The organism is Corynebacterium limaceinasi (genome assembly GCF_046717465.1).
In the GTDB taxonomy this organism is placed as follows: Bacteria; Actinomycetota; Actinomycetes; order Mycobacteriales; family Mycobacteriaceae; genus Corynebacterium.
In genome coordinates this window covers 1,923,624-1,941,735 of record NZ_CP177100.1, presented here as the reverse complement: position 1 = coordinate 1,941,735, position 18,112 = coordinate 1,923,624, and the positions used below count along the sequence as shown (strand labels likewise).

20 protein-coding genes are annotated in these 18,112 nt (G+C 61.6%); 13 read left to right on the top strand and 7 right to left on the bottom strand.

Annotation, left to right across the window (positions count from 1 at the left end; translation table 11 throughout):
• Positions 1 to 2 precede the first annotated feature (2 nt).
• The 3 genes from ACLI1Q_RS09415 to ACLI1Q_RS09405 are packed head-to-tail and all read right to left on the bottom strand — an operon-like array spanning position 3 to position 2,598.
• Positions 3 to 827, bottom strand: coding sequence for a metal ABC transporter permease (locus ACLI1Q_RS09415; RefSeq protein WP_237800918.1), 825 nt, complete (start codon positions 825 to 827; stop codon positions 3 to 5).
• A complete protein-coding gene (locus ACLI1Q_RS09410; RefSeq protein WP_239268695.1) occupies positions 824 to 1,522 on the bottom strand; it encodes a metal ABC transporter ATP-binding protein in 699 nt (232 codons plus the stop codon). The genes ACLI1Q_RS09415 and ACLI1Q_RS09410 overlap by 4 nt, the downstream gene beginning before the upstream one ends.
• Positions 1,519 to 2,598 carry a metal ABC transporter substrate-binding protein gene (locus ACLI1Q_RS09405; RefSeq protein ID WP_239268693.1) on the bottom strand — a complete coding sequence of 360 codons (1,080 nt, stop codon included), beginning with the start codon at positions 2,596 to 2,598 and terminating at the stop codon, positions 1,519 to 1,521. Before ACLI1Q_RS09405 ends, ACLI1Q_RS09410 begins: the two co-directional genes overlap by 4 nt.
• A gap of 224 nt (positions 2,599 to 2,822) precedes the next feature.
• Here ACLI1Q_RS09405 and ACLI1Q_RS09400 point away from each other — a divergent pair, with 224 nt between their 5' ends.
• The 11 genes from ACLI1Q_RS09400 to ACLI1Q_RS09350 all read left to right on the top strand — a co-directional run bounded on the left by ACLI1Q_RS09400 (position 2,823) and on the right by ACLI1Q_RS09350 (position 12,015).
• Positions 2,823 to 4,091: a glutamate-5-semialdehyde dehydrogenase gene (locus tag ACLI1Q_RS09400; RefSeq protein WP_239268691.1), complete on the top strand. Its 1,269-nt coding sequence runs from the start codon at positions 2,823 to 2,825 to the stop codon at positions 4,089 to 4,091.
• A gap of 77 nt (positions 4,092 to 4,168) precedes the next feature.
• Complete coding sequence (locus tag ACLI1Q_RS09395; RefSeq protein ID WP_239275181.1) at positions 4,169 to 5,026, top strand: cutinase family protein; 858 nt, start codon at positions 4,169 to 4,171, stop codon at positions 5,024 to 5,026.
• Between the two features lie 18 nt (positions 5,027 to 5,044).
• Positions 5,045 to 5,662 (top strand): nicotinate-nucleotide adenylyltransferase, encoded by a 618-nt coding sequence (gene nadD, locus ACLI1Q_RS09390; RefSeq protein WP_023023517.1) that lies wholly within the window; start codon positions 5,045 to 5,047, stop codon positions 5,660 to 5,662.
• Positions 5,663 to 5,779: 117 nt separating this feature from the next.
• Entirely contained in the window at positions 5,780 to 6,223 is a 444-nt protein-coding gene (gene rsfS, locus ACLI1Q_RS09385) for a ribosome silencing factor (protein ID WP_198010486.1), read from the top strand.
• 7 nt (positions 6,224 to 6,230) lie between these two features.
• Positions 6,231 to 6,929: a histidine phosphatase family protein gene (locus ACLI1Q_RS09380; RefSeq protein ID WP_005277992.1), complete on the top strand. Its 699-nt coding sequence runs from the start codon at positions 6,231 to 6,233 to the stop codon at positions 6,927 to 6,929.
• A complete protein-coding gene (locus ACLI1Q_RS09375; RefSeq protein ID WP_411696970.1) occupies positions 6,929 to 7,726 on the top strand; it encodes a DegV family protein in 798 nt (265 codons plus the stop codon). Before ACLI1Q_RS09380 ends, ACLI1Q_RS09375 begins: the two co-directional genes overlap by 1 nt.
• 158 nt (positions 7,727 to 7,884) lie before the next feature.
• Positions 7,885 to 8,562 (top strand): ComEA family DNA-binding protein, encoded by a 678-nt coding sequence (locus ACLI1Q_RS09370; protein ID WP_239268685.1) that lies wholly within the window; start codon positions 7,885 to 7,887, stop codon positions 8,560 to 8,562.
• Positions 8,563 to 8,582: 20 nt separating this feature from the next.
• Positions 8,583 to 9,995 carry a ComEC/Rec2 family competence protein gene (locus ACLI1Q_RS09365; protein ID WP_284771600.1) on the top strand — a complete coding sequence of 471 codons (1,413 nt, stop codon included), beginning with the start codon at positions 8,583 to 8,585 and terminating at the stop codon, positions 9,993 to 9,995.
• A gap of 7 nt (positions 9,996 to 10,002) precedes the next feature.
• Positions 10,003 to 10,971: a DNA polymerase III subunit delta gene (holA, locus tag ACLI1Q_RS09360; protein WP_239268681.1), complete on the top strand. Its 969-nt coding sequence runs from the start codon at positions 10,003 to 10,005 to the stop codon at positions 10,969 to 10,971.
• 10 nt (positions 10,972 to 10,981) lie between these two features.
• On the top strand, positions 10,982 to 11,371 hold the full coding sequence (locus ACLI1Q_RS09355) for an ankyrin repeat domain-containing protein (RefSeq protein WP_034659054.1): 390 nt from the start codon (positions 10,982 to 10,984) through the stop codon (positions 11,369 to 11,371).
• A complete protein-coding gene (locus ACLI1Q_RS09350; protein WP_411696969.1) occupies positions 11,368 to 12,015 on the top strand; it encodes a LysE family translocator in 648 nt (215 codons plus the stop codon). Before ACLI1Q_RS09355 ends, ACLI1Q_RS09350 begins: the two co-directional genes overlap by 4 nt.
• On the opposite strand, the gene ACLI1Q_RS09345 is transcribed toward ACLI1Q_RS09350, so the two are convergent.
• Together ACLI1Q_RS09345 and ACLI1Q_RS09340 are read right to left on the bottom strand one after the other, a co-directional pair.
• Positions 12,012 to 13,373, bottom strand: a complete 1,362-nt coding sequence (locus tag ACLI1Q_RS09345; protein WP_239268678.1) for a type II restriction enzyme — start codon at positions 13,371 to 13,373, stop codon at positions 12,012 to 12,014. The genes ACLI1Q_RS09350 and ACLI1Q_RS09345 overlap by 4 nt on opposite strands.
• Positions 13,366 to 14,208 (bottom strand): DNA adenine methylase, encoded by an 843-nt coding sequence (locus ACLI1Q_RS09340; protein ID WP_239268676.1) that lies wholly within the window; start codon positions 14,206 to 14,208, stop codon positions 13,366 to 13,368. The genes ACLI1Q_RS09345 and ACLI1Q_RS09340 overlap by 8 nt, the downstream gene beginning before the upstream one ends.
• Positions 14,209 to 14,550: 342 nt before the next feature.
• Here ACLI1Q_RS09340 and ACLI1Q_RS09335 point away from each other — a divergent pair, with 342 nt between their 5' ends.
• The gene (locus ACLI1Q_RS09335) at positions 14,551 to 15,129 is read left to right on the top strand and encodes a TetR/AcrR family transcriptional regulator (RefSeq protein WP_239268674.1); all 579 of its coding nucleotides are present in this window, start codon (positions 14,551 to 14,553) and stop codon (positions 15,127 to 15,129) included.
• Between the two features lie 85 nt (positions 15,130 to 15,214).
• Here ACLI1Q_RS09335 and rpsT read toward each other — a convergent pair whose 3' ends face one another.
• A complete protein-coding gene (gene rpsT, locus ACLI1Q_RS09330; RefSeq protein ID WP_023023493.1) occupies positions 15,215 to 15,478 on the bottom strand; it encodes a 30S ribosomal protein S20 in 264 nt (87 codons plus the stop codon).
• A gap of 221 nt (positions 15,479 to 15,699) precedes the next feature.
• The gene (locus ACLI1Q_RS09325; RefSeq protein ID WP_239268672.1) at positions 15,700 to 16,236 is read right to left on the bottom strand and encodes a type II toxin-antitoxin system PemK/MazF family toxin; all 537 of its coding nucleotides are present in this window, start codon (positions 16,234 to 16,236) and stop codon (positions 15,700 to 15,702) included.
• An 18-nt stretch (positions 16,237 to 16,254) separates the two neighbouring features.
• Between ACLI1Q_RS09325 and lepA the strand changes: the two genes are divergently transcribed.
• Positions 16,255 to 18,105, top strand: coding sequence for a translation elongation factor 4 (lepA, locus tag ACLI1Q_RS09320; protein WP_239268670.1), 1,851 nt, complete (start codon positions 16,255 to 16,257; stop codon positions 18,103 to 18,105).
• The last annotated feature ends 7 nt before the right edge of the window (positions 18,106 to 18,112 follow it).

Sequence of the window (18,112 nt, the reverse complement as noted above, 5' to 3'; positions counted from 1 at the left end):
AGTTAAGACACCCATATGCGCCTGCCTAAAAGTGCGAGCGGAACGGTCAGGGACAGCGACAGCGCGACGATGGCTTGCGGGGAAATCTGGTGGGAGGTCACCGAAAGCATGAGCCACAGGCCCACGCATACGGCGACTACCGCGCCCACCAGCGCCCACAGGAGCATCTGCAGTGGGGTGCTAGCCAGGACGCGCCCGACCAGGCCCGGGACCACCACGAAACCCAAAACGAGCAATACGCCGATGGCGGAGCTCGCGGCGACGACGATAAGGCCCACCGCTACGTTGGCAGTGACATCGATTAGCCCCACGCGGATGCCGGTGGCGCGCGCGGATTCGCGGTCAAAGGCGACGGCTACTTGCGAGCGCCAGGTGGCCAGAATGAGCAGGGCGGCAACCACGCACAAGATGATCGAGGGGATCATGCGGTCAGTGGTGATATCGAGCAAGCGGCCAAACATAAGGGCCTCCAGCTGGCCGGAGCGATCCCCCACGGCGAGGCTGATGACCACGCCGATGCCATACATCAAGGTCAGTACCACCGCGGTGCCGGATTCATGGTCGTGGCCATCGCTGCCGGAATTCAGGCGCGCCAAAATGAGCACGGCGACACCCGCGGCGACGGCGGCACCGGGCAAGATGCCGGGAAAGCCCGCCACGGCCAGGCCGATGACGATGCCCGGGAATACCGAGTGGACCAGCGCCTCAACGCTAAATTCCATGCGGCGCAGGTTGACCACCACGCTGACCACCGCGCCGGTTAAGGCCACGCACAGCAAGAACAGGGCGGCGCGCTGCATGTAGGGAGCAGTAAGCAGAAGCGTCACATGTCCCCCTGTAATACCGACGTGGCCTCCAGGTAGCGCTCGACTGCATCCTCGGTATCGAGGACCTCGCTGTGGCCGTCCACGATGAGCATTCCAGCATCGCAAGCGCGCTGCGCCAAAATGGGATCGTGGGTAGAAATGAGCAGGGCAACCCCGCTTTCCTTAAGCTTGGCGATGATCCCTAAAAGCACCTGCCTGCTGTCTTGGTCCAGGCCATTGAAGGGCTCGTCCATGAGCACCAAGTCCGGGTGCGCGGCGAGCGCGCGGGCGATAAAGATGCGCTGGCGCTGCCCACCCGATAGCTTATCCCAGCGGGTCTTCGCCTTATCCGCCATGCCGACGAGCTCTAGCGCTTGGTCGATCTGCGGGCGCAGGCGGCGCATGCTGCCCATGCGCTCCCACCACGAGGCCTTATTGAGCAGGCCCATTTCCACGACCCGGCCGGCGGTGACGGGAAAGGTGGGATCGCAGGTGTGGTGCTGGGGAACATAGCCCAGCGTCGCCGTGCGCTGATGCTCGCCGCGCAGCGTAGCAAGGCCGGCGATGGCCTTTAAGAGAGTGGATTTACCAGCACCATTAGCCCCCAGCAGCGCGATGGCCTCACCTTCGTGGATGGTCAAGGAGACATCGTCCACGATGGTGGTGGTGCCATAGCCGCAGGAGGCATGGGAAAGTTCTAAAAGCGGTGCATTCATCGTGCGTTATCCAGGCTTTCTGGCAGATCGGCCGCTTCACCGTCCCAGGCATCTACCAAGGTGGTGACGTTGTGGATGATGGAGCCGATGTAGGTGGCGCCGTCGCTATTCGGCACGCCCAAGGAGTCGCCGTACAGGGCGTCGTCATCCATAATGGCCTTGACGCCTGCGGCGCGGGCGATGGCCTCGATGGACTTAGAGTTATTGGAGTTTTCCGCGAAGATGGCCTTGGCGCCGGAATCGCGAACCTCCTTAGCGGCATCCTCGATGTGCGAGGAGGTGGCGTCCTGCTGGTTATTGAAGTCCGTGAGCGCGGAGCCGATGAACTTCACGTCATAATCGTTAGAGAAGTAGCCAAAGGCATCGTGCGAAGTAAACAGCATGCGGTCCTGCTCGGGGACGGTCTCCAGGGACTCGGTGACCCACTTATCCAGCTCGTCGAGCTGCTTGGTGTACTTTTCGCCGACTTCCTTCACGGATGGCTCCTTATCGGCCAAGGCATCCACGATGTTTTCTACCTGGATCTTGGCGTTCTTGGGGGAGGTCCATACGTGCGGGTCGTGGGTGAATTCTGGTTCCTCGCCGTCCTCACCGGGGAAAGGCCACTCGCGCAGGTCTACCTTGTGCTTGGAGTTGTCATCGCCGGCGGTGACGATGGTCTCGCCGTCAAAGCCGGAAGACTCCACGGCGTTATCGAGGAAGTGCTCGAGATCGACGCCGTTTTTAAAGAGGAAGTCCGCATCTGCCATGGCACTCATCTGCTGCGGGGTCATCTCGTGCTCGTGCGCGCTGGCATTCGGCGCCAACAGGCAGGTGAGATCGAGGGTGGTATCGCCATCGCCCTCGGTGGTTTCCTTGCCGCTGGAATCCACCTTGTGGAGCGTCATGCCACCCTGGGCAATCTGGGTGAGGTAATCGCAGATCTGCGTGGTGGTGGCAACAGCCTTGATGGTCTGATCGTCGCCCGAACCGGAGCCCGCGTTGGCACCGTTGCCTCCGTCATTCGTGCTGCAGGCGGCGAGGGCGAGCCCGCTCAGGGTCAACATCAGGCCCAGCTTGGCCACGTTCTTTTTCATGAGTGCTCCTTTTTCAGGCTGAAACTTATCAAACAAAGAATAAACATACCCAATTAAAAGTTTCAAGGTATTGAACAATAAGATTTGGTATTGTGAGGTTCACTGCACTTTCGGGCTAGGGTAGGGAAGTGGTTTTCTCTGCGTGGCCTGTCCAATTCAGGCAAAGCGTGAGGTTCACGGCGGGCGGCTGAAAAACTCGGGCGGGTACGTTACTCTGGTATGACATGAGCAACACTGAACGCGAAGAAGTTCTGTCCAAAGCCCGTGCTGCAAAGGACGTTGCGCCCGTCGTGGCGCAGCTGTCCACGCCGCGCAAGAATGAAATCTTGCAGCGCGCAGCCGAAAATCTCATTGCCCACACCGATGACATCCTTGCTGCCAACCAGCAGGACATTGAGGCAGGCCGCGAACGCGGCATGTCCGATTCCCTGATTGACCGCCTGACCTTGGACGCTGCCCGCGTCGAGGGCATTGCCGATGGCCTGCGCCAAGTCGCTGGCCTGCAAGACCCGGTAGGCGAGATCCTGCAGGGCCGCACCATGGATAACGGCATCCAGATGAAGCAGGTGCGCGTCCCGCTCGGTGTGATGGGCATGGTCTACGAGGCCCGCCCGAATGTCACCGTGGATGCCTTCGGCCTCGCTTTGAAATCCGGCAACGTGCCGCTGCTGCGCGGTTCCAAGTCCGCGCGCAACTCCAATACCAAGCTGGTGGAGCTCCTGCAGGACACCCTTGCAGAGTTTGATCTGCCGCGCGAGGTAGTCCAGCTCCTGCCCTGTGAGACCCACGATTCCGTCCAGGACTTGATTACCGCCCGCGGCTTGGTGGACCTAGTCATTCCCCGTGGCGGTGCCAAGCTCATCGAGGCTGTAGTTACCGGCGCTACCGTTCCGGCCATCGAGACCGGTACCGGCAACTGCCACTTCTACATCGATGCTTCGGCCGATATGGACAAGGCCATCGACATGGTCATCAACGGCAAGACCCGCCGCACCTCTGTCTGCAACTCCACCGAGTGCGTGCTTATTGATGCCGCGCTTGATGATGCCACCAAGCTGCGTATCGTCCGCGCCCTCCAGGACGCAGACGTCACCGTCCACGGTGATGTAGACGAGCTCGAGGGCTTCGGCGCCACGGACGTTGTTCAGGCTACCGAGGAGGACTGGCGCGAAGAGTCGCTGTCCATGGATATCTGTGCGAAGGTGGTCGACGGCGTTGACGCTGCCATCGCCCACATCGCGGAATTTACCACCGGCCATACCGAGGGCATCGCCGCCCAGGATGCGGACGTCTTGGTCAAGTTCGGCAACGAGGTTGATGCCGCAGCCGTCATGCTGAATGCCTCCACTGCCTTCACCGATGGCGAGGTCTACGGCATGGGTGCAGAAATCGGTATTTCCACCCAGAAGCTGCACGCTCGTGGCCCAATGGCCCTGCCGGAGCTGACCTCCTCCAAGTGGGTCCTCCAAGGCACCGGTCACGTACGCCCATAAGAACGTGCGCCTTTTTCCTCTCTCTCTCTCGCGCCGCCGCTGGCTTTGTAGCTATCTCCGCCACGGCGGCGCTTGGCATGTCTGTGCTCACACCTGTCGCGGCAGCGGGGGAGACTCATCCGCCGGCCGAGACCTGCCCCGACTATGTATTCCTTGCCGCGCGCGGCTCGGACCAAAATGAGGAACACGGGGAGTACTTCGGCCCGCAGCGCTATTCGGACCAGGGCGCGGAATCCAATGGCTATGAAGGTCCCAACCTCGCAGCGCTCTTCCACCTGGTAGAACAACGCCACCCCGGAACCATGGATAATGCCTACGTGCTGGCGTTGGATGCGGATGCATATCCGGCCTCTATGAACCTTCCACCGTTGGCCCAAGAGGGCGAAAACCTGGGCCCGCTGCAGCTGATGCGCCGCTTGGGCGGGGTGCTGCTGGAACATCCCTTGCATGAGCTGGTCTATCAGGTCACCGTTGGCTTTGTGCAGAGCCTGCGCAGCGGTATGAACAACGCGCCGCGCGTGGTGGAGAAGTACGAAGAGGAAACCGGCTGCAGCCCGCGCTATATCACCGCTGGGTATTCGCAAGGAGCCATTATCGCCACCAGCGCGGAGCGCTACCTCGCGTCCCAGGACAAGCTCGCCGGGGCGATCTACCTGGGCAATCCCTTGCGGCGTCCCGGCGGCATGGCCGGGCCGATTCCGCGATATCTCATTCCTCACAGCGCCGCACTGCAGGCCGATCGCCGGATCGATTACTGCCTTGCCGGCGACTTCGTCTGCGACCTCAACCTGCGCAATGCCAAAGACACCCTGGCCACCAAGGCCGCCCACCACGCCTCATATTTCCGCGATAGCGAAGGCGATGCGGCAGTGGAACAGGACAATGCCCGCGTGGCCGATACCGTGGCTGGCTGGCTTAACTCCCCAGCAGGGTAGCGGCTATACTCTCCAGCCATGACTAATTCCCAGCGCATTGGGATCATGGGCGGCACCTTTGATCCAATCCACAATGGCCACTTGGTCGCCGCCAGCGAGGCGGCGCACCGCTTTGCCCTCGATACCGTAGTCTTTGTGCCCACCGGCAAACCGTGGCAGAAGGCCTCCCGCGAGGTCACCGCCGCGGAGCACCGGTATTTGATGACGATGGTGGCAACTGCCTCCAACCCGCGCTTTACCGTCTCCCGCGTGGACATCGACCGCAAGGGCCCTACCTATACCATCGATACCCTGCGGGATCTGCGCGAGCTTTTTCCGGACGCCGAGTTTTACTTCATCACCGGTGCGGATTCCCTGCAATCCATTATGAGCTGGCATAACTGGGAAGAGATGCTGGAAATGGCGCACTTCGTGGGCGTCACGCGCCCGGGCTACGAGCTGAGTACGGACATGCTGCCCGCCGGTTCGCGGGAGGATATCAACCTTATCGATATCCCGGCCATGGCCATTTCTTCCACGGATTGCCGCGAGCGGGCCGCCCAAAACCGCCCGGTGTGGTACCTGGTTCCGGATGGGGTGGTGCAATACATCACCAAAAATAACCTCTACTCGGCGCAGCCGGATAAACCTTTATAGTTCAAGTTTGGGCACAATCGCGCCGAACGTGCAAGAATAGACAGCTAAAAGACACTTCCTCACCAGACGCGAAAAGGGAATTTTTATACATTGTCTATTTCTGATCTCGCCCGCCGCATGGCGGCAACCGCGGCGCATGCCGCACAGGACAAGCTGGCAAGCAATATCGCTGCAATCGATGTCTCCGATGTCCTCGCCATCACCGAGGTTTTTGTGCTGGCTTCTGCCGATAATGAGCGCCAGGTCGGCTCCATCGTGGATGAGGTGGAGGACCAGATGACGGCTCAGGGCTTCGAGCCGCAGCGCCGCGAGGGCAACCGCGAAAACCGCTGGGTGCTGTTGGATTATGGCAATATCGTCATCCACGTGCAGCGCACGGACCAGCGGGAGCACTATGGGCTCGACCGCCTCTACCACGATTGCCCTTTGGTGGACATTGAGGGCATTGAGCCACCCGAGCGCCCCGGCGATTGGACCAACGGCATCAATCCGCGCACCGTGGATTCCATTGATGAGCTGCCATTGGCGCAAAAGGCCCCTGGCGAGGACGAGGAGCTTTAACCCCACCATGAGCCGCCGCCTGATTCTGATCCGCCACGGACAAACCACCTACAATGCCTCCGGCCGCATGCAGGGCCACTTGGATACTGAGCTTTCCGATGTCGGCTACGAACAGGCCCGCGCCGCTGCGCGCCTGCTCCGGGATCAGGGCGTGGTAAAAATCGTCGCCTCCGATTTGCAGCGCGCTCGGGAAACCGCGCGGGTAGTGGCAGAATCACTCGGCTTGGACTTTTCTACGGACCCTCGCCTGCGCGAGACCAATCTAGGGCAGTGGCAGGGAAAGAGCTCTGCCGAAGTGGATGCGGAATTCCCCGGCGCCCGCGCCATCTGGCGCCACGATCCCACCTGGGCCCCGCCAGAGGGCGAGTCCCGCGTGGACGTGGCACGGCGCGCCCGCCCGGTCATTGACGAGCTCATGCAGGAATTTTCCGGTTGGGATGACGGCGCCGTACTCATCGTCGCCCACGGTGGCGCAATCTCCGCGCTCACGTGCCACCTGTTGGGCTTGGATCACGGCCAGTACGGAATTTTATCCGGTCTGAAAAATACCCACTGGTCGCAGCTGACCGCCCGCCCGGATTTCAATCCAGAAACCCCCGTGACCTCCCTGGAATTTACGCCGGAGACGGTGGCGAGCGCACAATGGTACTTCGACGGCTGGAATATGGGTGGCGAGGTCACCGGTGATGGAGGGGCAGATACCTAGTGACCGTTCGCGTCATTACTGACTCCGCGGCCAGCCTGCCCCCAGAGATCGCTGAAGAACTCGATATCACCGTCATTGACCTACACGTGATGGATAGCGAGGATAAGGGCGGAAAGCTGCGCACCACCTCGGGCCTGTCTTCCCTCGAATTGGCCGCCGCCTACGGCCGGGAAATGGAAAAGGCGCAGGATGATGGCGTGATCGCCATCCACCTGTCCAAGGAGCTTTCGTCCACGTGGTCGGCGGCGGTGGCCGCAGCTGGGGTTTTTCCCGATACGGTGCGCGTTATCGATTCCGGCTCGGCCGGCATGGTCATGGGCGCGGCGGCGATGGCGGCTGCTACCAAGGCGGCACAGGGCGCGGCGCTGGAAGAATGCCACGCGGCGGCGCTAGACAGCATCGAACGCGCGGCTACCTGGGTGTACCTGCATTCCACGGAGGATATGCGCCGCTCGGGCCGCATGTCCGCGGCCACCGCCATGTTGTCCACCGCGCTTTTAGCCACCAAGCCGATTATGTCCATCGTAGATGGCAAGCTGGAGTTGGTGGGAAAAACCCGCACGCAGACCAAGGCCTTTACCAAGGTGGTAGAGATCATCGCCGCCCGCGCCGCCGGGGAGCCCGCCTTCATCGCCATTCAGCATAACCAGGCCGGCGAAGCGGCGGACAAGCTGCAGGGCCTCTTGCGCGATGCCCTACCAGAAGGCACGTCCTGTATCACCACGCCCCTAACCGAGGTGCTCGCCGTGCACGCTGGACCCTCCGCCATTGGGGTATCTGCGGTATTTAGCTCCTAGGCCCTCGCACGCACGGGCGAAGCCCGACGGCCTGTGCGCCCCCGATTGTGGATAACCACCCCGCCAGGACCCGTTTGGTTGCTTCCTACAACGACTTATCCACAGCGCCTCCGCCCACGTTCTCGCACCGCACGCGGCGGCTTCCTAGCCTGTGGGCTATGGCGGCACCCAAAATCAGCGAACGACTCCGCGAATTTACCCAACCCACCGGCGAGGAAGAACTCCTCCACGTCGATTACCCGCGCCCGCGCGTGCGCATCAGCCGCTGGCAGGCCTGCGCGGTAGCCATCATTGTGGTGGTGGGCGTCATTATCTGGCTGGGCCTTAGTACCCGCAATTCGGATGAGTCCGGCATGCCCGAACCCGCGGCGATGGGCAGTACCACCGCCGAGCCTAGCGCGGAGGCGAGCGAAATCGTTGTATCCGTCGTCGGCGAAGTTGCAGCGCCCGGCCTGAAGACCCTCGAGCCTGGTGCCCGCGTCGCCGATGCCCTCGCGGCCGCCACGCCCTTGCCGGAGGCGGAGACCATGACGCTCAACCAAGCGCAGCGGCTTGCCGATGGCCAGCAGCTCCGCATCCTGCCCCAAGGTGCTCCGCCCGACCCCGCGCTTGCCGATGCCCCCACCGCCGCACCCGCCGGCGGCGATAAAGTCAGCCTCAATTCCGCGACCGCCGCCGAACTCATGGATCTCAACGGGGTAGGGGAGGTCACCGCGGAAGCCATCGTCTCCTTCCGCGAAGAGCGCGGGGGTTTTAAGGACGTCGAGGAACTCCTCGAGGTCAGTGGGATTGGCCCTGCCAAGTTTGCCAAGCTCAAAGATAACGTGCAGCTGTAGACGTAAGAGGCCACGCCGAGATGAAAGAACTCCGTCTGCTTCCCGGCGCCCTGACCGCGTGGGTGGCGGTCATCGCGGTGCTGGTTTTCGGGCAGGGGTGGGCCGTGGCGTGCATCGGCAGTGTCGTAGGGATATGCCTGCTCGCCCGGCACTGGGGCCAAGCCATTTTTTGCGGCGTACTCGCCAGCGCCGCCGCCTTCGTAGCCGCCGTGCGGCAGGCGCGAGCGGCCGCCTTCGAGTTCGGCCGCGAGATCACCGGCCGGGTGGTCACCGCGCCGACCCAAACGAGCACCGGCGGCTGGCTCATCCGGCTCGATGTCCCGGGCTATCCCGCGCAGCTTCCGGTCTTTAGCCCCGAACCACTGAGCGCACCCGCCGGAACGCAGGTCACGGTAGCGGTACAGCTTTCCGAGTCCGACCAACCCGGAGTCGGGACCGTGATAGCAAACGCCTCCCACCTGAGCATCTCTGCGCCACCTTCGGGCCTGGCCGGCTGGGCCGCACGGGTGGCCGATAACTTCCGCGCGGTCGTACTAGAGACAGTAGGCCCGAGCAGCCAGGGGCTTATCCCAGGCATGGTGCTTGGCGATACCTCCCTGCAAAGCCCCGCGGACCGCGAACTCTACATCGATACCGGGCTATCGCACCTCAGCGCTGTATCCGGTGCCAATGTGGCCATCGTCTGTTCCTTTGCCGCCATCGTCTGCGCCGCGTGCGCCGCCGGTCCACGCACCAGAGTGGCGGTGTCCTTGGCCGCGCTAGCCATCTATGTCGTCTTGGTGGGCCTTGAACCGTCGGTGCAGCGCGCGGCCGTCGCCGGGGTAGTAGGCCTGCTCGCGGTGCTGCACTCGTCCACTATGGAACCCATCCACGCGCTCAGCCTCGGCATCCTCACCCTGCTTTTCGTGGATTCGGACCTCGCGGTGCACTTTGGTTTTGCATTATCGTGTGCGGCGACCTTCGGCATCGTCATGCTGAGCCCGCTTATCTATTCGCAGCTCGCGGTCACCGGCTGGCCCGCCATCTTCCTGCGCGCTGTCGCCGTGGCGATTGCCGCCGATATCCTCACCCTGCCGCTTATCGCCCTCATGTCCGGCGAGGTATCCGTCGTCTCGGTCCTCGCCAATGTCTTGGTAGCACCCGCCACCGCCCCCATTACTGTGGTGGGGTTGCTCGCGGCCATCGCCGCGCAGCTAGGCCCCTTAAGCATCGTCGCCGCGGGATTATTGAAACTCATCGAACCCGCAGCGTGGTGGATCAATACCATCGCCCACGGCGTGGCTAGCCTGCCCGTGGTCACCATCACCGCCCACCCGCTGTTTACGCTCCTTGCGTACGGATGGGTCATCGCCGGGCTGCTGTATCACCGGCCATGGCTGACCTTGGCAGGGGTTATCGCGGGCATCGTTTGTCTGGGTGCGTTTGCCGCCTAGCGCTAAAATGATGGGCATGCCTCCCGTACACCTCATTCTCGGCGACGATGAATTCCTCACCGAACGCGCCCGCCACACCATCCACAAGGCAGCGGCCGAAGGCGAGGCCACTCGCCCCGAATTGATGACGCTCAAGGCCTCCGAGGTTTCCGAGGGCGAAATCCTGGAGGCCACCAGCCCGTCGCTGTTTGGCGATAACCGCGTCATCGTCATCACGGACTGCGAACGCGCCGGGAAAGAGGTAGTCGATATCATCCTGCGCGCCTGCGTTAATCCCGCGCCGGGCATGACCATGGTGGTGGTTTATTCCGTGGCCGCGAAGACACTGAAGAAAAAGAAGAAGGCGCCCGAGCTGGTGGCGAAGCTGCGCAAGATTGCGGAGGTGCACGAAGTCTTTTCGCTCTACCCCAATGAGCTGGGCCAGTGGGCCACCCGCGAGTTCGCCTCCCACGGCGTTCGCCCCACCCCGGATGTCGTGCACGCGGTACTCGACGGCGTCGGCTCCGACCTCCGCGAGCTTGCCTCCGCCATCTCCCAGCTCGTGGCCGATACTGGTGGAAACGTGACGCAGGAAGCGGTGCGTAATTATTACGTCGGCGTGGCCGAGGTAGCCAATTGGGACATTGCCGATGCCGCCGTCGCCGGCCGCGTTGAGGCCGCCGTCTCTACCTGCCGGCGCGCCCTCCAACTCGGCGCCAGCCCCGTGGCCATCGCCGCGGCCTTGGCCAATAAGGTGGGTGCCATCGCGCGCCTGTATTCCGCCCGCGGGGACCAGTACACACTTGCCAGCCAAACCGGGCTTGCCCCGTACGTTGTAAAAATGACCCAACCGGTAGCCAGGCGCTGGACTGCCGATGACATCACCGCCGCCGTCATCCTCGTCTCTGAACTGGATGCCGCCGTTAAAGGCCAAGGTGGCGAGCCCGAATTCGCCGTTGAGGCGGCCGTAAAACGAATCGCGGAATTGGCACGTTAAGCTAGAGTCCATGTCTGAGGAACAAGTGCAAGAATTCGCCGGCCGGCTCTTTGACATGGCGCGGGAAGGAAACCCGGATCTCCTGAACTATATTGACCAGGGCGTCAATATCAATCTGGTCAACCAAGAAGGCCAGTCTTTTCTCATGCTTGCCGCCTACCACGGCCACGCGGAACTCGTCACCGCGCTAGCGAAGGCCGGCGCCGACGTGAACTTGCTCAATGATCGCGGCCAGTCACCCCTGGCAGGTGCGATCTTCAAAAAAGAAGACGCGGTTGTCGATGCCCTCCTAAACGCCGGCGCCTCCGCTACCGCCGGCCAACCAACCGCCATCGATTCGGCCCGCATGTTTGGCCGCGAGGATCTGCTCGGCCGCCTGGAAGGCGAGTCCGCGCAGTGAGCTGGACTTCATTTTTCACCATCCTCCTGATGAACCTGGTGGGTGTGGCCTCGCCAGGCCCGGATATCATCCTGGTCACCCGCTACGCCACCAAGTCGCGCCGCCATGCCATCGCCGCGGCCGCGGGCATTCAAATCGGCGTGTTGTTCTGGTGCGGCGCCACGGTCTTTGGTGCGGCCGCCCTCCTGACCGCTTTCCCCGGAATCTTAGGCGCGGTCCAGGCAATCGGCGGCAGTTTCCTCGTTTTCATGGGATGGCGGGCGCTGCGCAGCGGCCTCGAACAGCGCACCAACCCGCCCGTTGATCTGGAGGACGCCGAGGCCAAGCTGGGCCGGCTGCGCCATTCCTTCAAGATGGGGCTGGCAACGAACCTGTTCAACCCGAAGATCGTATTGTTCCTCGCCGCCATGATCGCCCCGCAGCTGCCGGCATCCCCGCCGTTGTGGCTGGCCATCGCCTTAACCCTGGCGCTGGCGCTATCGGCCTTCGCCTTCTTCCTCGTGGTGGCCACGGTGATTTCCACGAATGCGGTGCGCCGCAAGCTCATCGCCGCGGGCCCGTGGATCGATATCGGATCGGGCCTGTTCTTCATCATCGCCGGCCTCGCGCTCGTGGTCGCTGGTGTACAGCAGCTCGTGGCTTAAAGCCCGGGCAGGGTTTCAGGTTCGCCCTCTGCCACCACATCCAGCGCCCACTGGATCCACCGCGCCACCGTCGAGGCCCGCCGCCTCGCCGTGCCAGCGCCCAAGCCGAGTCCTTCTATCGCCGCCGCTATCTCGTGCGCCTCGGCCACCTTCCCACGCCGCAGGCTCACCTCTAGCGCCTGCCGGAATACCTGCCGCGCCGCCAACGCGCGCAGCAGGGCAGCGTTGCGCCCATCGCGCCGCGGCTGTGCGATGGCCTTTTCGCCGCGAGGGGTGAGCTGATAGTGACCATCGGCAAGCGCCAGCAGCCCGAGGTAGCAGGCCGCATTGGCGTAATAGTCCGCCTGGCGCAGATGGAAATCGTACTGCTCGGCGATGTCCTCCTTGCTCATCGGCTGCTGCGCGATGAGCTCCACCAGGTTGACCACGCGCTCGAAGCTATTGGCCTGTGGGAAGGGAATCCCCGCCGGCTCCGGCTCGGCCTCGACGGAGCCAATGATGCCCAGCGCATCCTCCACGTTGAGGTGCGAAGCGCTCAGGGCGTAGCGAGCGTGGTCTACCAGCGCGATGCTGCGAAAATCCGCGGGATCGCTGAAGTCGTACCGATACAGGTGGAAAATCCCATTCGAGTAGACCAAAAAGACCGGCACCACGGCCTTGGATAGCCATTGCTGGAAACGCCGGTACGGAAAATACAATTGCCGGATATTGAAGTCTTCGGAGATGTGATTTTTCGCCTCCACCAGCACCAAATGCTCGAGGGATTCGAAGCCGCCGTCGATTTCCATCTGCGCGCGGTCGACCTTGACTTTCAGCCCAAGATCCGGCACCGGAATGGTCATCTCCAGCGACGACATGCGCCCAGCGACGGTGGCCTGCAATGGTTCGCATCCCAAGAAGTGCTCAAGCATGCCGCTTGCCGATGCCACATTCAACGCCATCGATTCCGAGTTCACGCTTTCGATATCGAGGGTGTCAAGGCCCGCGGGCATGTCCAGCGTGCGCACGGAACCCGCCCCGGCGTGGGTGGGCTCCGGGAACTGTTCATACAGGTCCAATGGCCCGACAAAGTATTCGCTGCGGCTAACCGGGAGAATCCCAAGCCCCAATTCCTTGAAAATCCACGGCCGAGAGGTGGAAAAGTCGTGTTTGGCCATCAGCCGCGGCTCCCGGCCGGAGAGCTCCTTTAGCTCTTTGGCCGTGAGGTAGAAGTATCCTTTTTCTTCTAGCTGCTCGCCACACCCCGAGGCCACGATGCGCAGCCAGCCCCAATCATCGAGGCCAAGCTTTTCGCCCTCTGGGACACCGAACAGCGTGCGAAGCTCCCGCTGTTCTTGGGCGCTCGGTACTTTACTCATGGCCCACCTCGTAGTTACGCACGAGCACTTCATCTACCTTGCCGCGGCGCGATCCCACGGAGTTGATGGCGCGGGTGGCCGCAACGGTGTCGATGGAAAAATCCGCGTAGAGGTCGCGGATGAACTCCGTGGCGGAATTAGAGAGGAGGAACTTCACCCCGCGGGCATCGAGGTCATCGCACACCGCCTTCAATCGCTCTTGTTCCGCGCGGTCAAAACCGCCCTTTTGATAACCGGTAAAGGAACTGGTGACGTTGACCGGGTCATAGGGCGGATCGAAATAGACAAAGTCTCCCTCACCAGCACCTGCCACCGCCGCAGCGAAATCGCCCTGCGTGAAGGTAACGTCATTGTCCCGAAAATACCGGTGGACCCCGCGCAGCGTATCCGCATCACAGATAGTGGGGTTTTTATAGCGTCCAAAAGGCGCATTGAATTGCCCCGCGGAATTTACCCGGTACAGGCCGTTATAGCAGGTCTTATTCAGATACAGCGTCCGCGCGGCGCGCTCGGTGGCAGAAAGCGCCGCGAATCGTTCCGCATCCCGGTCCACCGCGCGCAGCTGGTAGAAAAAGTCCGCGTCGTTCGGATACGTCGATACCAAGCCGATGAGCTCGTCGACACCTTCGCGCACTACCTCATATAAATTAATCAGCTCCGAGTTGAGGTCATTGACCCGCGCTGAGGCCGGGGTGAGCGAAAATAAAACCGCTCCGCCGCCGATGAAGGGTTCATAATAACGCCGCGGCGTCCCAGCGGGCAGGGCGGCGTGAATATGCGGCAAGAGCTGGCGTTTTCCGCCGGCCCATTTCACCAGAGGCTTGACGTTGTTCATTGGTGACTTATCTTAGCCGCCCCCGCAGACACGAACACCATCACCCTTTCGAACGTATAAGCCCATAAACTGGTTGCTACAGCGTAAAATGTCCCGGCGATCAAGCGCCTGCTTCAGTAGCTGTCTTAGCGTTTGAGTAGGCGCCTGCTTTGCCGTCGTGGGCTGGGAACGTCGTATTGACATGCTGTAACTTCGGTGATTTAAGACGGTTAGGCAAGCCTACCAAGGGTCGGTTTTTCGTGGTGGGCAGAAAGACTATAAGGTGAAGAAAAATACCATATTTATGGGGTTGAATAGTTGGGTTTCCACGGGTTGAATATCGTGAGGAAGAGGGGAGAGAGTATGCCGCGCATTTCAGAAATCCGCGTCGCAGCACTGCGGCTCGTCATTGACCACGGATATGACGGGTTCACCATGGAAGAGCTTGCACAAGACGTAGGGATATCGCGGCGCACCCTTTTTAACTACGTCAAGGATAAGGAATCGGCGGTTCTGGGCCCAGAGGTTTCGGAAAAGTTCGACCAGCAATTGCAGAACTTCGCCGCAGGCCTGCCCACGGGTAGCCTGCGGGAGGATTCTGCCATCATGGCGAATGCGGAATTTGATCACGCCGTGGGTAACGATCATTTCCCGGAGATTTCCCAATTAACCGCCCAGGCGCTTTCCCAAGACGGGAAGTTATTGTCCATGTATTGGCGCCGAAACGAACGCGTCATGATGCACATCCGCCGGGCATTGCAAGCGCGCGAAGGGTGGAAGGCCTCGGATCTGAGGCTCATTCCGACGGTCAATATCATCCACACGCAGTTTCAAACCGCCATCCAGACTTTCGTCGAAACCCATGGCCGTACATCTTTGTCGGTGGCCTATGCGGATGCAGGCAAGATCTTCGAGGCCTACTTCGATGATGACCTAGCCTAGGTCCACCTCGGCGCAATAAAAATCCCCCGAACAAGCCGCTGCACACAGGCAGCGCTTTGCTCGGGGGAGACAAGAAGGCTAGTTACTAGTCCATCTTGTTGAAGGCGGTGGCCAAACCGGACTTCTTGTTGGCAGCAGCGTTGCGGTGGAAGACGCCCTTGGAAACGGACTTATCCAGCGCACGGGAAGCGACGCGCAGCTGCTTTTCAGCTGCAGCCTTGTCACCAGTCTCTACGGCTGCGTGGAACTTGCGGATCTCGGTGCGAACCGCGGAACGTACGCTCTTGTTGCGCTGACGAGACTTCTCGTTGGTCAGAACGCGCTTCTGCTTGGACTTGATATTAGCCATGAAAATACCTCTTGATAATCGAAGATGATTGATTCAGAAACAAACCCGCCGGACGTGTCCCGTGATCCCCACTAAGCGTGGAGAAGCGCTCGGCGTTGGTATTCGAAGAGCGAACCCAAGGTCCTGCCCGCCCCGACCAACGCGCCCGGAAAGTAAGTAACTTGCACATAGTAGCAGCGCAACCGCGCATCAGCCAAGTCTGCCGCCGCCACGCCGCTGAGCTACGCCCAGTGATAGCGCGAGCGCAAGCGGTTCGCAATCCGTTCGAACCTGCGTTCTGGAAAAAGGATGCCCTGGCGGCGCACCTGCTCCTCGGAAACCTCCAATAAACGGTCCAAGCGCACCCAACAATTGCGCCCGGAGGCGTCCCATTCGCCGCTGCCGATTTCGAGCCAGGCATCGTCAAGCGCATGCTCCGGGTTGGCGGAAATGAGCAGGCCCGTCACGGTGGTGCGGGTGCGCCCGATCACCAAGATGGCGCGCTCGCGGGGAGGCGACTGCTTGCCTTCCGATGGCGTCCACACCCATACCACCTCGCCGGAATCGGCCTGGCCATCCATATCGGGGGAGAAGAAGATGGAGCGGGGGTGCGCCGCGGTGGCCTCGACCTGGATGGAGGCGGCCTTGCGCGGCTCGTGGTTGTGGGTGGACCTATCCAGCCCTAACTGGGAGTTGATGCGGTTGAGGCCGGAGTCCACGGGCTCGCGCTCGCTGATTCCGAGCGCCTCGCGCAGACGGGTGAGCATGCCGGAATTCATGTCGACTATTGTAGACGTATGTCTGAAAACTTTGCGGCCACGACGTTTACGGATCCCTCCCGGATCCGTAATTTCTGCATTATTGCTCACATCGACCACGGAAAGTCGACGCTGGCAGACCGCATCCTGCAGCTATCTAAGGTGGTTGCGGAGCGCGATATGCGTGACCAGTTCCTCGATAACATGGATATCGAGCGCGAACGCGGCATTACTATTAAGGCGCAGAACGTGCGCCTGCCGTGGGTGCCGCAATCTGGGGCATCGGCAGGCGAGCAGATCGTCATGCAGATGATCGACACGCCCGGCCACGTGGACTTTACGTACGAAGTCTCCCGTGCGCTCGAGGCGTGTGAAGGCGCCATTCTGCTTGTCGATGCCGCCCAGGGCATCGAAGCCCAAACCCTCGCCAACCTGTACCTGGCGATGGAAAATGACCTGGAAATCATCCCAGTGCTCAATAAGATCGACCTGCCTGCGGCGGATCCGGAAAAGTACGCGCTGGAAATCGCCAATATCATCGGCTGCGAGCCCGAGGAAGTGCTGAAGGTATCGGGCAAGACCGGCGAGGGCGTGGTCGAGCTGCTCGATAAGGTCTGCGAGTTGGTGCCGCCGCCCTCCTCGGAGCACACTCCCGATGCCCCCGCGCGCGCGATGATTTTTGACTCCGTCTATGACACCTACCGCGGCGTGGTGACCTATATCCGCATGGTGGACGGCAAGCTCACCCCGCGCCAGAAGGTGACGATGATGTCCACCAACGCCAACCACGAGCTGCTGGAAATCGGCATCGTCTCGCCCACGATGCAAAAGTGTGAGGGATTGGGCCCTGGCGAGGTGGGCTACCTGATTACCGGCGTGAAGGACGTGCGCGAGACCAAGGTGGGCGATACCGTTACCTGGTCCCACGGCGGCGCCGAGACCCCGCTGAAGGGCTACAAGGACCCTGACCCGATGGTCTATTCCGGGCTTTTCCCCATCTCCCAGGCCGATTTCCCCGACCTGCGCGATGCGCTGGAAAAGCTGCAGCTTAACGATGCCTCCTTGACATTCGAACCCGAGACCTCCGTCGCCCTAGGCTTTGGCTTCCGCTGCGGTTTCTTGGGCCTGCTGCACATGGAAATCACCCGCGACCGCCTGGAGCGCGAGTTCGGACTCGACCTGATTTCTACCGCCCCGTCCGTGACCTACCGCGTGGTGGCAGAAGACGGCGAGGAAAGCTGGGTTCACAACCCTTCAGATTGGCCGGAAGGCAAGCTCAATGAGGTCTACGAGCCCATTGTTTCCATGACCGTCATCGTGCCCGAGCAGTTCGTCGGCCCGACGATGGAGCTATGCCAATCCAAGCGTGGCCAGATGGGCGGGATGGATTACCTGTCCGAAGACCGCGTGGAGCTGCGCTACACCATGCCCTTGGGCGAAATCATCTTTGATTTCTTCGACATGTTGAAATCCCGCACCAAGGGCTACGCCTCGCTCAACTATGAGGAGGCCGGTGAGCAGCAATCGGACCTCGTTAAGGTGGATATCCTCCTCAACGGCGACCCGGTGGATGCCTTCTCCGCCATCATCCACCGCGATTCCGCCCAGTGGTACGGCAATAAGATGACCAAGAAGCTCAAAGAGCTCATCCCGCGCCAGCAATTCGAGGTCCCCGTCCAGGCGGCTATTGGCACCAAGGTCATCGCCCGCGAAAACATCCGCGCCATGCGCAAGGACGTGCTGGCCAAGTGCTACGGCGGCGATATTTCGCGTAAGCGCAAGCTGCTGGAAAAGCAGAAGGCGGGTAAAAAGCGCATGAAGACCTTGGGCTCCGTGTCGGTGCCGCAGGAGGCCTTTGTGGCGGCACTGTCGACCGACGGGGACGACTAGGCACTGG

Coding starts and splice junctions, on each gene's coding strand:
- holA (WP_239268681.1), top strand. CDS start 10,003: ATGATGGGCATGCCTCCCGTACACCTCATTCTCGGCGACGATGAATTC.
- ACLI1Q_RS09335 (WP_239268674.1), top strand. CDS start 14,551: ATGCCGCGCATTTCAGAAATCCGCGTCGCAGCACTGCGGCTCGTCATT.
- ACLI1Q_RS09405 (WP_239268693.1), bottom strand. CDS start 2,598: ATGAAAAAGAACGTGGCCAAGCTGGGCCTGATGTTGACCCTGAGCGGG.
- ACLI1Q_RS09395 (WP_239275181.1), top strand. CDS start 4,169: ATGTCTGTGCTCACACCTGTCGCGGCAGCGGGGGAGACTCATCCGCCG.
- ACLI1Q_RS09380 (WP_005277992.1), top strand. CDS start 6,231: ATGAGCCGCCGCCTGATTCTGATCCGCCACGGACAAACCACCTACAAT.
- rsfS (WP_198010486.1), top strand. CDS start 5,780: ATGGCGGCAACCGCGGCGCATGCCGCACAGGACAAGCTGGCAAGCAAT.
- ACLI1Q_RS09370 (WP_239268685.1), top strand. CDS start 7,885: ATGGCGGCACCCAAAATCAGCGAACGACTCCGCGAATTTACCCAACCC.
- ACLI1Q_RS09340 (WP_239268676.1), bottom strand. CDS start 14,208: ATGAACAACGTCAAGCCTCTGGTGAAATGGGCCGGCGGAAAACGCCAG.
- ACLI1Q_RS09400 (WP_239268691.1), top strand. CDS start 2,823: ATGAGCAACACTGAACGCGAAGAAGTTCTGTCCAAAGCCCGTGCTGCA.
- ACLI1Q_RS09410 (WP_239268695.1), bottom strand. CDS start 1,522: ATGAATGCACCGCTTTTAGAACTTTCCCATGCCTCCTGCGGCTATGGC.
- ACLI1Q_RS09365 (WP_284771600.1), top strand. CDS start 8,583: ATGAAAGAACTCCGTCTGCTTCCCGGCGCCCTGACCGCGTGGGTGGCG.
- nadD (WP_023023517.1), top strand. CDS start 5,045: ATGACTAATTCCCAGCGCATTGGGATCATGGGCGGCACCTTTGATCCA.
- ACLI1Q_RS09345 (WP_239268678.1), bottom strand. CDS start 13,373: ATGAGTAAAGTACCGAGCGCCCAAGAACAGCGGGAGCTTCGCACGCTG.
- rpsT (WP_023023493.1), bottom strand. CDS start 15,478: ATGGCTAATATCAAGTCCAAGCAGAAGCGCGTTCTGACCAACGAGAAG.
- lepA (WP_239268670.1), top strand. CDS start 16,255: ATGTCTGAAAACTTTGCGGCCACGACGTTTACGGATCCCTCCCGGATC.
- ACLI1Q_RS09325 (WP_239268672.1), bottom strand. CDS start 16,236: ATGAATTCCGGCATGCTCACCCGTCTGCGCGAGGCGCTCGGAATCAGC.
- ACLI1Q_RS09355 (WP_034659054.1), top strand. CDS start 10,982: ATGTCTGAGGAACAAGTGCAAGAATTCGCCGGCCGGCTCTTTGACATG.